This is a genomic window from Sphingomonas sp. Y38-1Y (assembly GCF_032391395.1).
Lineage (GTDB): Bacteria > Pseudomonadota > Alphaproteobacteria > Sphingomonadales > Sphingomonadaceae > Sphingomonas.
The window spans coordinates 783,582-796,991 of record NZ_CP135916.1 but is presented as its reverse complement, the minus strand read 5'-3'; the positions used below and the strand labels follow the sequence as shown (position 1 = coordinate 796,991).

The following is a 13,410-nucleotide window of genomic DNA, read 5'->3' as shown; positions in this document are numbered from 1 at the left end:
AACCCCCGTTCAGGGCGCGAGCGGCCGGGGCGCCTCGAACCGCGTGCCCCGCCCGCCCGTCGTCATCGACACGCCGACCGATCCGCAGCCATAGGCCATGACCTTCATTTCGGTGCAGTTGTTCGGCTGCGCGATCAGCCGCGCGCGCTCGGTCGGCACGTCGTCGGGATCGATCGCGCCCGGATCGGGCGTGACGAAGGGCACGCGCCACTTATCCGCGTCGCGCCGGGCACAGACGACGATCTCCTCGCCCTGGCGCTCGGCGCGGCACTCGACGGCGGCACGCGTCAGCGCGCGTGTCTCCGCGACCAGCCGCGCGGGGTCGGCCGCACTCGCCTGCACCAACAACAGCATCGCCAGCATCGGTCGCGCCTTTTCGATCGGTCCGCCCCGATCCAATCACGAAGCGCATCGTTCGTCCATTGCCCTTGGCGCCCCGCCCGCCTATCGCGCGCGCAAATAGAAGCGACCAAGGGGATCATCCGACATGACGCAATCGCCCAGCCATGTGCTCGACCGTGTGCTCGTGCTCGAGATGGTCCGCGTGACCGAGGCCGCCGCCATCGCCGCGTCGACGCTGATCGGCCGCGGTGACGAAAAGGCCGCCGACGCCGCCGCGGTCGAGGCGATGCGCGAGGCGCTCAACGACCTCTACATGGACGGCACCGTCGTCATCGGCGAGGGCGAGCGCGACGAGGCGCCGATGCTGTTCATCGGCGAGAAGGTCGGCTCGGCGCCGGGCAAGGGGCCCAAGATCGACATCGCGCTCGACCCGCTGGAAGGCACGACGATCACGGCCAAGGCCGGTCCCAACGCGCTCGCCGTGCTGGCGATCGCGGAGGAAGGCTGCCTCCTCAATGCGCCCGACGTCTATATGGACAAGATCGCGGTCGGCCCGGGCTATCCGGCGGGCGTCATCGACCTCGAAAAATCGCCGACCGAGAATGTCCGCGCGGTCGCCGCGGCCAAGGGGGTCGAGCCGCACGAGATCATCGCCTGCGTCCTCGACCGCCCGCGCCACGAGAAGCTGATCGCCGAGCTGCGCGCGATCGGCTGCGGCGTGATGCTGATCGGCGACGGCGACGTCGCCGGCGTGATCGCGACGACCGATCCCGACACGACGATCGACATCTACATGGGCTCGGGCGGCGCGCCCGAGGGCGTGCTTGCCTGCGCGGCGCTCCGCTGCGTCGGCGGCCAGTTCCAGGGCCGCCTGCTCTTCCGCAACGACGACGAGCGCTCGCGCGCGCGCCGCTGGGGGATCGAGGACCTCGACAAGGTCTATTCGCTCGACGAACTCGCCCGCGGCGACTGCATCTTCGCCGCGACCGGCGTCACCGACGGCTCGCTCCTCGCCGGCGTCAAGCGCAAGGGCAAGGTGATGAGCACCGAGAGCGTGGTCATGCGCGCGAGCTCGGGCACGGTGCGCTGGGTGAAGGGCGAGCACCGGATCTGAGGGGCTGAAAATCCCAACTCACCCGTTCATCCCGAGCGAAGTCGAGGGACTTGTTCGAGCGTAGCGAAAATGCGGCAAGAGGCCTCGGCTTCGCTCGGCAAGCTCCCTCGACTTCGCTCGGGATGAACGGGGTTCTTCAGGCCAAGCTGACCGCCGCCCCTCACAAATGCCGCTTCTCCAGCTTCCGCGCGAGCGTCCGCCGGTGCATCCCCAGACGCCGCGCCGCCTCCGACACGTTGAACCCCGTATCCGCCAGCACCTGGTGGATATGCTCCCACTCCAGCGTGCGCAGCGACGTCGGCGCCGCTTTCAGGTCCGCCTCGGCATCCCCCTCGACGCGCTCGAACGCCGCTTCGATATCGTCGGTGTTGGCGGGCTTGGTGAGGTAGTTGGTGGCGCCCAGCTTGATCGCCTCGACCGCCGTCGCGATGCTGGCGAAGCCGGTCAGCACGACGATCCGCATCGCCGGGTCCATGGCATGCAATGCCGCCACACAGGTCAGCCCCGACGCGCCGCCCAGCCTCAGGTCGACGACCGCGTGCGTCGCCTCGTGCTCGCGCGCGGCCTCCTCCAGCCCCTCTGGCCCCGACAGCACGCGCACCGCATCGCCGCGCCGCTCGAACGAGCGCGCCAGCGTGCGGGCGAACACCGCATCGTCCTCCACGATCAGCAACCGTCTCATCCGCGATCCTCCAGCGCGAGCGCGCCAAGCGGCAGGCGGAACACCACTTCCGCCCCGCCGCCCGCACGATTGGCGAGCGTCAGCGTGCCACCCAGCACGCGCAGCACGTTGACCGCCAGGAACAGCCCCAGCCCCGCCCCCCGCCGGTTCTTGCTCGACTGATAGGGCTTGCCGAGATGCGCGAGAATGCTTTCCGGCACGCCGCGCCCGTCGTCGACGATGCGGAGGACCAGCGCCTCACCCTCCACCGACGCGCGCACCGCGATACGGCTCGCCCCCGCCTCGACCGCATTGTCGAGCACGTTGACCAGCGCCTGGGCGAGCGCGCGGTCGGCGACGATCGGGCGATCGCTTCCCAACGCATCCTCGAACGCGACGAAGCCCGGATGGCTTGCGTCCCACCGCGCGATCTCGCCGCCCAGGAACCGGCGCAGCGTCGTCCGCTCGGGCGCGCTCCCCGTCACCTCGCCTGAGGCGAGGAGGATACCCGACAGGATCGCCTTGCACCGCGCGATCTCCGCGGCCATGTCGGCGACTTCCTCGGCGCGGGCAGGATCGCCCGCGATCACGGGATCGCGCGCCCAGTCGCCCAGCGCCACCGCCACGGTCGACAGCGGCGTGCCGAGTTCGTGCGCGGCGCCGCTCGCGAGCAGCCCCATGCGAACGATATGCTCGGTCTCCGCCGCCTGCTGGCGCATCGCCGCCAGCCGCGCGTCGCGCTCCGACAGGTTGCGCGCGACGCGCGTCGCGAACAGCACGATCAGCACCGCCGCGAGCGTGAAGTTGAACCAGTTGCCGACCAGATAGGGGAGCGACAGCGCGCTCCCCATGCCAGTGGGTAGCGCCAGCGGCTGGTACCAGAGCGTCAGCGCGGCAAAGGCGCCGCTCGTCACCGCGACGATCAGCCAGCTCGTCGCCGGCCTGAGCAGGATCGCGCCGAGCACGACCTGGAGGAGGAACAGGCCGACGAACGGATTGGTCGCCCCACCCGACAGATAGAGCTGCACGCTGAGCGCCGCGACGTCGAGCATCAGCGCGGCGAACAGCTGCGCATTGGTCACCGCTCGCCGCCGCTCGGCGAGCAACTGGACGAGGTTGAGGCCGATCAGCAGGCCCAGGGTGGCGAACATCGGCAGAATCGGCAGCGGCACGCCCATCCCGAACGCCACCGCCAGGATCGTCGCGAGCTGCCCCGCGACCGCGAGCCAGCGCAGCTGGACGAGCAGCAGCAGATTGCGCCGCCCGGCATCCTCCGGCGCGAGCCCGCTCATGCCCGCCGCCCCGCGCGCCAGGCGAGCACGCCGAGCAGCGCCGCCATCGCGAACCAGGTCAGCGCATATTGGAGATGCGTATTGCGAAACCGGACGACCGTCAGCCCGCCGCGCGGCCAGCCCTCGCCATTCACGCCCGCGTCGAGGAACCACGGCGCGACCGGCCCCAGCCCCCGCGCCGCCGCGATCGCCGCGACGTCGCGCGAATACCAGCGGTCGGCGGCCGGATCGTTCGACCGGAGGAAGCCACCGCCCGGCTCGGTCAGCCGGAGCAGTCCCTCGACCCGCACCGGGCCGGCGGGCGGCGGCACCCGGCCGCGGCGGTCAGGCGGCACGAAGCCGCGATTGACGAGGATGCGGCCCGCGCCCGTGTCGAGCGGCGTCAGCACCCAGAACCCGCCGCCAAGCTCGGTCACCGCCTGCGTATAGGTGTCGTGCCCCGACACCCAGCGGCCGCTGGCGGCAACCCGGGTATATTCATCGTCCTTGCCAACCGCGCGCATCGGCGGCGCCACCGGCGCGGTCGCCAGCCGCGCCTCGACCCGCGCGATCAGGTCGAGTTTCCACGTCCGCCGCTCGAGCTGCCAGATCCCCAGCCCGACGAAGCCGAGCATCAGGGCCAGCACGCCGATCCGGGCGGCGGCGCGCTTCACATGCCGCTCATGTCCGTCGCGGGACTGGCGGCGGCGGGCGGCGTCATTGGCGGCATCATGTAACGGTTCATGTTGACCATCACCCACAAGGAGCCGGCGATGGTGATGACGACGATCACCGTCGTGAAGATCAGCGCCATCAGCGTCCACCCGCCCTCCGACCGCGTGTCCATGTGGAGGAAGTAGATCATGTGGACGACGATCTGCACCACCGCCAGCGCCATGACGATGCCGGCCGCGACGCGCGGGTCGGCGATCACGTTGCCCATCACCAGCGCGAACGGGATGGCAGTGAGCACGACCGACAGGAGGAAGCCGGTCAGATAGCCCTTGCGCGTCGCATGCGCGGCCCCGCCCTCACCGTGGACGGCATGGTCGGAGGTCTGGTCGGCGACGCCCTTGGCCTCGGCGGCGGTTGCTTCGCGGCTCATTGCATCGATCCCAGAAGATAGACGAAGGTGAAGACGCCGATCCAGACGACGTCGAGGAAGTGCCAGAACAGGCTGAGGCAGGCGAGCCGGCGGGTGTTCGCCTCGATCAGGCCCTTTCGCGCGACCTGCGTCATCAGCACGATCAGCCAAATGCAGCCGAAGAAGACGTGGAGCCCGTGCGTGCCCACCAGCGCGAAGAAGCTCGACAGGAATGCCGACCGTTGCGGCCCCGCGCCCTCGTGGATGAGGTGCGCGAACTCATAGAGTTCGATGCCCAGGAACGCCGCGCCGAACAGCCCGGTGACCGCCAGCCAGCCGAGCGTGCCGCGCTTGTTCTTCTCCTGCGCCGCGATCATCGCGAAGCCATAGGTGATCGAGCTGAACAGCAGCATCGCGGTGTTCACCGCGACCAGCTTCAGGTCGAACAATTCGGGCGCGGTCGGCCCGCCTGCGGCGCTCCGGCCATAGACGCCCCACCCGGCGAACAGCATCGCGAAGATGAGGCAGTCGCTCATCAGATAGAGCCAGAAGCCGAGCATCGTGCTCGACCCCGCCTCATGATGATGCGGCTCGGTCTCCCAGAAGTGCGGCGCCTCGCCGTCCTGTGCGGTGATGCTCGCCATCGTCACGCCCCCGCCAGCGCCAGCCGCGCGCGCTCGGTCTCGGCGACCTCGTCCGCGGGAATGTGATAGTCGCGGTCATAATCGAAGCTGTGCCAGATCGCATAGCCGATCACGCCGAGCAGCCCCGCCGCGGCCAGCCACCAGATGTGCCAGATCAACCCGAACCCGCTCGCCGCCGACAGGCCGGCCAGGATGACGCCCGCACCCGTGTTCTTGGGCATGTGGATGTCCATATAGCCTTCCGCCGGCGCCTTGCCGCCCCGCGCCTTGATGTCGTGCCAGGCATCGAGATCGTGGACGACAGGCGTGAACGCGAAATTATAGGCGGGCGGCGGCGACGCGGTCGCCCATTCGAGCGTGCGCCCGCCCCAGGGATCGCCGGTCTCGTCGCGCAGCTTGTCACGATTCATGATGCTGACCGCGATCTGGACGAGGAAGGCGGCGATGCCGACCGCGATGATCGCCGCGCCGATCCCGGCGATCACGAACCAGATCTGGAGGCTCGGATCGTCGAAGGTGCGCAGGCGGCGCGTCACGCCCATCAGCCCCAGGATATACAGCGGCGTGAACGCGACCCAGAAGCCGATCACCCAGCTCCAGAAGCTGACCAGCCCCCATTTGCGGTCGAGCTTGAACCCGAACGCCTTGGGCCACCAGTAGTTGATCCCCGCGAACATGCCGAACAGCACGCCGCCGATGATGACGTTGTGGAAGTGCGCGACGAGGAACAGCGAGTTGTGGAGGACGAAATCGGCGGGCGGCACCGCCAGCAGCACGCCGGTCATGCCGCCCACGGTAAAGGTCAGCATGAACGCGACCGCCCACATCATCGGCAGCTCGTACCGGATGCGCCCCTTGTACATCGTGAACAGCCAGTTGAAGATCTTCGCGCCCGTCGGGATCGAGATGATCATCGTCGTGATGCCAAAGAAGCTGTTGACGCTCGCCCCCGACCCCATCGTGAAAAAGTGATGGAGCCAGACGAGATAGGCCAGGATGCAGATGACGATCAGCGCGTAGATCATCGACGTATAGCCGAACAGGCGCTTGCCCGAGAAGGTCGACACGACCTCGCTGAACACGCCGAACGCGGGCAGGATCAGGATGTAGACTTCCGGGTGGCCCCAGATCCAGATCATGTTCACGTACATCATCGGGTTGCCGCCCAGCGTGTTCGTGAAGAAGTTGGTGCCGACATACCGGTCGAGGCTGAGGAAGGCGAGCACCGCGGTCAGCACGGGAAAGGCCGCGACGATCAGCACGTTGGTGACCAGCGCCGACCAGGTGAAGACCGGCATCTTCATCAGGCTCATGCCCGGCGCGCGCATCTTGACGATGGTGGCGATCAGGTTGACGCCGGACAGCAATGTGCCCACGCCGGCGATCTGGAGCGCCCAGATATAATAGTCGACGCCGACGTCGGGCGAATAGTCGAGGCCCGAGAGCGGCGCCATCGCCAGCCAGCCGGTCTTGGCGAACTCGCCGACGAACAGGCTCGCCATGATGAGCATCGCACCCGCCGTGGTCATCCAGAAGCTGAAATTGTTGAGGAACGGGAAGCTGACGTCCCGCGCGCCGATCTGGAGCGGGACGACATAGTTCATCAGGCCCGTGACGAACGGCATCGCCACGAAGAAGATCATGATGACGCCGTGCGCAGTAAAGATCTGGTCGTAGTGGTGCGCGTCCAGATACCCCTCCGACCCGCCGAACGCCATCGCCTGCTGCAACCGCATCATGATCGCGTCGGAAAAGCCGCGAAGCAGCATGACCGTGCCCAGGATCATGTACATGATGCCGATCTTCTTATGATCGACGGTCGTGAACCATTCGGTCCAGAGATAGCCCCAGAGCTTGTACTTGGTGACCAGGCCGAGCAGCGCGAGGCCGAGCAGCGCGGTGCCCACGAACGCGCCGACGACGATCGGCTCGTGGAGCGGCAGCGCCTCGAGCGTCAGGCGGCCGAAGATCAGCTGATAGAGCGCGTCAGACATGGTTCTCTCAATGCCCCTTGTGCGCGGGATCGCCCTGCGCGGGCTGTTCGCGATCGACGCGCTGGCCGCTGCCGGTCCGGGCGGCCGGACCGGCGCCCTGCCCATGCGAGTCGGTACGCGGGCTCGGCGCGTCCTCGCCCGGTGCGCGCTGGAACACGCCCTCGGTGCGCGGCCGCGCGACGTTGTTGGTGGGGGCGGGCAGCCCGCCATGATGGCCGTGCATCGATTCGGTCATGCACGGCTGGCCGGGCGCGACGCAAAGGTTGACGATGCGGCCGAACAGCCCCTGCTCGACGCGCGAGAACAGCATCGGCGGCACGCCCTCGCTCGGCTGCTCTAGCTTCAGATAGGTCGCGGCATCCAGCCGGCCCTGCCCCGCCTTCGCCGCGGCGACCCAGCGCCCGAAGTCCGCCTCGTCCACCGCCTGCGTGCGGAAGCGCATCTTGGAAAAGCCCGCGCCCGAATAGTTGGCGGACATGCCGTCGAACGTGCCGGGCTTGTTCATGACCGCATGGAGCTTCGTCTCCATGCCCGCCATCGTATAGATCATGCCCGCCATCGCCGGCACGTAGAAGGTGTTCATCACGCTCGACGAGGTCAGCCGAAAGCGGACCTGACGGTCGAGGGGCAGCACCAGCTGGTTGACGCTCGCCACGCCCTGTTCGGGATAGATGAACAGCCATTTCCAGTCGAGCGAGACGACCTGGATCTCCAGCGGCTTCTGCTCGGCGGGCAAGGCGCGGCCCGCGGCGATCCGGCCGATCGGGCGATAGGGGTCGAGCGTGTGCGTCGCCACCCAGGTGAGCGCGCCGAGCGCAATGATGATGAGAAGCGGCGCCGACCAGATGATGAGCTCGAGCCCCGTCGAATGGTCCCAGTCGGGTCGGTACTCGGCCTCCTCGTTCGACGCGCGATAGCGCCAGGCGAACACCGCGGTCAGCACCATGACGGGCACGATGATGAGCAGCATCAGCCCCGTCGACCACAGGATCAGGTCCGCCTGTTGGCGCGCGACGTCGCCCGAGGGGTTCATCACCACCATGTCGCACCCGCCCAGCACGAGCGGCAGGGCAAGGAGCGCGAGGGGGGCAGCCAGGGCGCGCGGGGGCTTCAGCATGGCGCCGAGCTAGGCCGGTCCGCTGCGGCGCGGAATAGGACAAAATGTCCTATCCCATGCGCGGGCGGCGGGGCGTAATGGAGCGCAATCGCGGCTCGCGGGTTGCCTGCCCCGACGCCCCGCCCGAAGGAAGTGTTCATGGCCGAAGCCGTCGCCCATTCCAGCTCGCTCGAGCGCGATGCCCGCGCCATGCATGCCGACGAGCATGTCCGCCCGGGCGAGATCGCGATCGGCGTCATCATCGGCCGCACCTCCGAATTCTTCGACTTCTTCGTCTATGCGATCGCCAGCGTGATCGTGTTTCCGACGCTCATCTTTCCCTTTGCCGATCGCGTCACCGCGACGCTTCTGTCCTTCGCTTTGTTCCCGCTCGCCTTCTTCGCGCGGCCGATCGGCACGCAGATCTTCATGGCGATTGACCGGCGGCACGGCCGCGGAACGAAGCTGACGATCGCGCTGTTCCTGCTCGGCACCTCGACCGTGTCGGTCGGCTTCCTGCCCGGATACGAGGCGATCGGGCTCTGGGCGGCAGTAATCCTGGGCCTGCTGCGCATCGGCCAGGGGCTGGCGCTGGGCGGCGCGTGGGACGGGATGGCGTCGCTGCTCGCGCTCAACGCGCCCGACGACAAGCGCGGCTGGTGGGCGATGGTGCCGCAGCTGGGTGCCCCGCTCGGCCTGATCGTCGCCAGCGGGCTGTTCGCGTTCCTGCTCGGCACGCTGGGCGACCAGGATTTCTATGCCTGGGGCTGGCGCTATCCGTTCTTCGTCGCGTTCGCGCTCAACGTCGTCGCGCTGTTCGCGCGGCTGCGCATGGTCGTCACCGCCGAATATGCCGAGCTGTTCAAGAGCCGCGAGCTCACCCCCTCGCGCGTCCTCCCGACGATCAAGGCGCAGTGGCGCAACATCGTCATCGGCGCCTTTGCCCCGCTGGCCAGCTTCGCGCTGTTCCACATGGTGACGGTGTTCCCGCTCTCCTGGGTCTATGTCTACACCGGCGAGAGCCTGACGCGCTTCCTCCTGATCGAGATGGTGGGCGCGGCGTTCGGCGTCGGATCGATCGTCCTGTCGGGCTGGCTCGCCGACCGGATCGGCCGCCGCTCGGTGCTCGGCTACACCGCCGCGGCGATCGCGGTCTTCTCGGGTTTCGCGCCGCAGCTGCTGCGCGGCGGTGCGGTCGGCGAATCGGTGTTCATGATCTCGGGCTTCATCCTGCTCGGCCTCTCCTTCGGCCAGTCGTCGGGCGCGGTGACGAGCAACTTTCCCAAGCGCGCGCGCTACACCGGCGCGGCGCTGACCAGCGACCTCGCCTGGCTGTTCGGCGCCGGCTTCGCGCCGTTCTGGGCGCTGGTCCTCACTCATTATTTCGGGCTGGTCGCAGCGGGCGGCTACCTCCTCTCCGGCGCGATCGCGACGCTGCTGGCACTCGGCCTCAACAAGGAACTCGCACGGCGGCTGGATTGACAATCCTCCCCTCCCTGGAAGGGGGGGTCGGTGGGTTGGTGGCGAGGAGGCGCTCCGCCCTCGAACCGACCACCCCAGCCCCTCCCTTCCTTCCAGGGAGCCGGTCGGGGCAGGGCCATTGACGTCCGCGCATTTTTTCGAGCCGTGCTCGCGCGCGCGCAATCTGTTCCCAACCCCATTCGTCCTGAGTAGCCGTCGAGTAGCGCGAAGCGCGTATCGAGACGGCGTATCGAAGGACCGTGGCGCGCGGAACCGTACTTCGATACGCGACCTCGACTGCGCTCGGCCGCTACTCAGCATGAACGGTTTGGGCGGAAGCCCACCTTCCCCTCAGTCGCGCGCCGCACTAAACCCCCTCCATGATCCTGCTTGTCGAAGACGATCCGGCGCTCCGCGTCCTCACTGCGCGCGCGCTGCAGGAAAACGGGTATCAGGTTCGCGCCTGCGCCGCCGCGCCCGAATTCTGGCAGGCGTTCGAGGGCGGCGACGTCGAGCTCATCCTGCTCGACATCATGCTCCCCGGCACCAGCGGCATCGACCTGTGCCGCCGCATCCGCCAGCAGAGCGACGTCCCGATCATCTTCATCAGTGCCAAGGGGAGCGAGGTCGATCGCGTCATTGGCCTGGAACTCGGCGCCGACGATTATCTGCCCAAGCCGTTCGGCACGCGCGAGCTGATCGCCCGCGTCCGCGCCGTGCTCCGCCGCTGGGAAGCCAAGAGCAACGGCGGTGACGAGCGGTCCAAGGGCATTGCCCGGTTCGAGAGCTGGACGATCGACCTACCCCGGCGTGAGCTGCGCTCGCCCACCGACGCCGTCGTCGAGCTGACCGGCGCCGAGTTCGACCTCCTCGCGGTGCTCGTCGACCATGCCCAGCGCGTGATCGCCCGCGAGCGACTGATCGAGCTCTCCCGCACGCGCATCGGCGATTCGTCCGACCGCTCGATCGACGTGCTCATCAGCCGCCTGCGCCGCAAGCTGTCGACCGAGGAGCGGCCCGCGCCGATCGTCACCGTGCGCGGCGTCGGCTACATGCTGAGCGCGCCCGTGACGCGCGAATGATCCGCCCGCACTGGCCGGCGATCGGCCTGATCGGTCGGCTGGTCGCGATCCTCCTGTTCGCGCTCGCACTCGAATTCGTCGCGAGCACGCTCCTCTACGAACGCGCCAGCGAATTCTCCGTCCGCGACGACGAAGCGCGGCGGCTGGCCGAGCATCTGGTCATCGTCCGCCGCCTGGTCGGCGAGGCGCCGCCGCCCGCCCGGCCCCGCTATGCCGAGGAACTGACCACCGACCGCTACATCGTTCGCTGGACACCGGCCGCGCCGGCGTTGCCGCAGAACGGGCCCGCCCCCGACCAGATCCGCGGCCAGGTGATCGCCTGGGAACCCGGACTCGGCGACCAGCAGCTTCGCCTCGCGCTGCTCCGCGTCGGCACCAAGTCGGTCATTACCGGCGTGATGCGGCTGCCCGACCGAAGCTGGATCTATTTCCGCACGCGCGAACCCGTGCGCTCCGCCGGCCTGCCGATCGAGCGGATGGTGGCGGCGCTCATCCCGGTCTTCGCGGTGATGCTGATGGGCGGCCTCCTCATCCGCCGCACGCTCAAGCCGATCCGCGGCCTGACCGGCGCGGTCGAGCGCTACAAGCCCGGCGAGCCGCTGCCCCAACTCGACGAGGCCGGGCCGGCCGAGATTCGCCGGTTGATCGCCGCGTTCAACGCGATGCAGGCGCGCATCCGGCGGCTGATCGACGAGCGCACGCGCGCGCTCGCCGCGGTCGGCCACGACCTGCGCACGCCGCTGGCGCGGTTACGGCTGCGCACCGACGCGATCGCCGACGAGACGCTGCGCCGCGACGTCGCCGCCGACATCGAGGGGATGGAGGCGATGGTCAATTCGCTGCTCGCCTTCCTGGGCGGCGAGGCGGAGCCCGAAGCACCGCGCCGCGTCGACCTGGCGGTGCTGTGCGCCAGCCTCGCCGACGATGCGAGCGACCATGGCCACGACGTCCGGTACGAAGGGCCCTCGCACCTCGAGCATCAGGTCCGTCCGTCGAGCTTCCGCCGCGCGGTCACCAACCTTGTCGACAACGCCGTCCATTATGGCGAGCAGGTCCTCGTCCGGCTGGAAGCGCGCGGCGACGCGGTCTGCCTCCATGTCGAGGACGACGGCCCCGGCATTCCCGAGGACTCGCTGGCGATGGTCCTCGAACCCTTCGTCCGCCTGGACAATGCCCGCGGCCGCGACACCGCGGGCTTCGGCCTCGGCCTCTCCATCGTGGCCCGAGCCGTCGCGACCGAGGGCGGCACGCTAGAGCTGCAGAATCGGGCTGAGGGGGGGCTTAGGGCGACGATCGGGCTCCCGACACCAGCGCGATAAAGGCGCGGAGGTCGGCCAGCATCAGTTCCGGCTCTTCCATTGCGGCGAAATGCCCGCCCCTGGGCATGTCGGTCCAGTGTACGATGTTGAAGGTCTTCTCGGCGAACGAGCGCGGCGGCGGCATGAACACCGGATCGGGAAAGGCCGCAACGCCGGTCGGCACCTGGATGCGAGCGCCGGCCGGAAGCATCCGCGACTTCTCGAGCCGGCTGCCATAGTAGATCCAGGTCGCCGTCACGAACGATGCCGGCGCGATGTAGAGCATGATGTTAGTGAGGAGTTCCTCCTCGGAAAACTTGCTCCAGATGTCGGGGTCGCCATCCGCAGTAGTCGGAAGATCGGCCCACTTGCCGAACTTTTCGAGGATCCAGCCCGCCGCTCCCACCGGGCTGTCGGCCATCGCGACGCCGAGCGTCTGCGGACGGGTTTCCTGCTCGTGAAAGTAGGCGCTCTCCCAATCGGCGATCGCGGCACGCCTGGCGGCGAAGGACTTCTCCTCGTCGGTGGTCGGAACGGCGTCTTCCGCGCGCACGGTCATCATGTTGATATGGATGCCGAGCAGAGCGTCCGGTCGATCATGCGCGGCCCAGGCCGCGACGCTGTGGCCCCAATCGCCTCCTTGAACGAAATAGCGCGCGTCGCCGAACAGTTGGACCATCAGCCCATGCACGAGCGCAGCGGCCCGCCGCGGGCCGATCGGGCGCGTGATCGGGTTGGAGAAGGCGAAACCGGGAAGCGAGGGGACGACGACATCGTGCCCGTCCGCCGCGAGCGGCTCCAACAGGCGCTCGAACTCGAGATACGAGCCCGGCCAGCCGTGGAGAAGCAGGACGGGCGGCTTGGAGCCGTCGCCCTTCATATGCAGGAAGTGGAGGGGCTCGCCCTCCACGTCGGCCATGAAGTTCGGCAGCGCGTTGAGGCGCCGTTCGACCGCACGCCAGTCGTAGCTGTCCCGCCAATACGCGGCGAGCCGCTTGAGATCGCTGATCCCGACCCCCGCCGACCAGCCCCCCGCATCCGGCAGTTGGCGCCAGTCATAAGCCTCGACCTTGGCTCTGATCGCGGCGAGCCGCTCGTCCGGGATGTCGATCGTATAGGGTGAGATCATGATGGTCTCCGAGAGAACGGAACGGCAGCGCGCGACCTTTCTAAAACGCCGTCCTTTGTCCAAACGCGGCCATCGACGGTGCGCCTATCCTGCATCAAAGGCCATCGCCCGCCAGCAATCATTCGTTACATCCCGTCCCCAACCGGAAAGATCCCGCCGTCTATGCCAGGATCGGGCCGGTCCCCCTGTCGGGAATCGGCGAGTGAGGAGGGATTGGCGATGACCGACGCAAAC

Annotated in this window: 13 protein-coding genes; 4 read left to right on the top strand and 9 right to left on the bottom strand. The window is 68.4% G+C overall.

Annotation, left to right across the window (positions count from 1 at the left end; genetic code table 11):
- Window positions 1–9: 9 nt before the first annotated feature.
- Window positions 10–363 carry a hypothetical protein gene (locus tag RS883_RS03600; RefSeq protein ID WP_315762758.1) on the bottom strand — a complete coding sequence of 118 codons (354 nt, stop codon included), beginning with the start codon at window positions 361–363 and terminating at the stop codon, window positions 10–12.
- A gap of 124 nt (window positions 364–487) precedes the next feature.
- Here RS883_RS03600 and glpX point away from each other — a divergent pair, with 124 nt between their 5' ends.
- Entirely contained in the window at window positions 488–1,456 is a 969-nt protein-coding gene (gene glpX, locus RS883_RS03595) for a class II fructose-bisphosphatase (protein ID WP_315762757.1), read from the top strand.
- A gap of 160 nt (window positions 1,457–1,616) precedes the next feature.
- Here glpX and RS883_RS03590 read toward each other — a convergent pair whose 3' ends face one another.
- The 7 genes from RS883_RS03590 to cyoA are packed head-to-tail and all read right to left on the bottom strand — an operon-like array spanning window position 1,617 to window position 8,227.
- Window positions 1,617–2,138 (bottom strand): response regulator transcription factor, encoded by a 522-nt coding sequence (locus RS883_RS03590; RefSeq protein WP_315762755.1) that lies wholly within the window; start codon window positions 2,136–2,138, stop codon window positions 1,617–1,619.
- Window positions 2,135–3,409, bottom strand: a complete 1,275-nt coding sequence (locus RS883_RS03585; protein WP_315762753.1) for an ATP-binding protein — start codon at window positions 3,407–3,409, stop codon at window positions 2,135–2,137. Before RS883_RS03585 ends, RS883_RS03590 begins: the two co-directional genes overlap by 4 nt.
- A complete protein-coding gene (locus RS883_RS03580; protein ID WP_409977384.1) occupies window positions 3,406–4,062 on the bottom strand; it encodes an SURF1 family protein in 657 nt (218 codons plus the stop codon). Before RS883_RS03580 ends, RS883_RS03585 begins: the two co-directional genes overlap by 4 nt.
- The gene (cyoD, locus tag RS883_RS03575) at window positions 4,059–4,493 is read right to left on the bottom strand and encodes a cytochrome o ubiquinol oxidase subunit IV (protein ID WP_315762751.1); all 435 of its coding nucleotides are present in this window, start codon (window positions 4,491–4,493) and stop codon (window positions 4,059–4,061) included. Before cyoD ends, RS883_RS03580 begins: the two co-directional genes overlap by 4 nt.
- Window positions 4,490–5,116, bottom strand: a complete 627-nt coding sequence (gene cyoC / locus RS883_RS03570) for a cytochrome o ubiquinol oxidase subunit III (protein ID WP_315762749.1) — start codon at window positions 5,114–5,116, stop codon at window positions 4,490–4,492. The genes cyoD and cyoC overlap by 4 nt, the downstream gene beginning before the upstream one ends.
- 2 nt (window positions 5,117–5,118) lie before the next feature.
- On the bottom strand, window positions 5,119–7,110 hold the full coding sequence (cyoB, locus tag RS883_RS03565) for a cytochrome o ubiquinol oxidase subunit I (protein ID WP_315762746.1): 1,992 nt from the start codon (window positions 7,108–7,110) through the stop codon (window positions 5,119–5,121).
- Between the two features lie 7 nt (window positions 7,111–7,117).
- Window positions 7,118–8,227 (bottom strand): ubiquinol oxidase subunit II, encoded by a 1,110-nt coding sequence (gene cyoA, locus RS883_RS03560; RefSeq protein WP_315762745.1) that lies wholly within the window; start codon window positions 8,225–8,227, stop codon window positions 7,118–7,120.
- A gap of 138 nt (window positions 8,228–8,365) precedes the next feature.
- Between cyoA and RS883_RS03555 the strand changes: the two genes are divergently transcribed.
- From RS883_RS03555 to RS883_RS03545, 3 genes are all read left to right on the top strand, one after another.
- Complete coding sequence (locus tag RS883_RS03555) at window positions 8,366–9,688, top strand: MFS transporter (protein WP_315762743.1); 1,323 nt, start codon at window positions 8,366–8,368, stop codon at window positions 9,686–9,688.
- Between the two features lie 359 nt (window positions 9,689–10,047).
- Window positions 10,048–10,749, top strand: a complete 702-nt coding sequence (locus RS883_RS03550; RefSeq protein WP_315762741.1) for a response regulator — start codon at window positions 10,048–10,050, stop codon at window positions 10,747–10,749.
- Complete coding sequence (locus tag RS883_RS03545) at window positions 10,746–12,068, top strand: ATP-binding protein (protein WP_315762739.1); 1,323 nt, start codon at window positions 10,746–10,748, stop codon at window positions 12,066–12,068. The genes RS883_RS03550 and RS883_RS03545 overlap by 4 nt, the downstream gene beginning before the upstream one ends.
- On the opposite strand, the gene RS883_RS03540 is transcribed toward RS883_RS03545, so the two are convergent.
- The gene (locus tag RS883_RS03540; protein ID WP_315762737.1) at window positions 12,031–13,239 is read right to left on the bottom strand and encodes an epoxide hydrolase; all 1,209 of its coding nucleotides are present in this window, start codon (window positions 13,237–13,239) and stop codon (window positions 12,031–12,033) included. The genes RS883_RS03545 and RS883_RS03540 overlap by 38 nt on opposite strands.
- Between the last annotated feature and the right edge of the window lie 171 nt (window positions 13,240–13,410).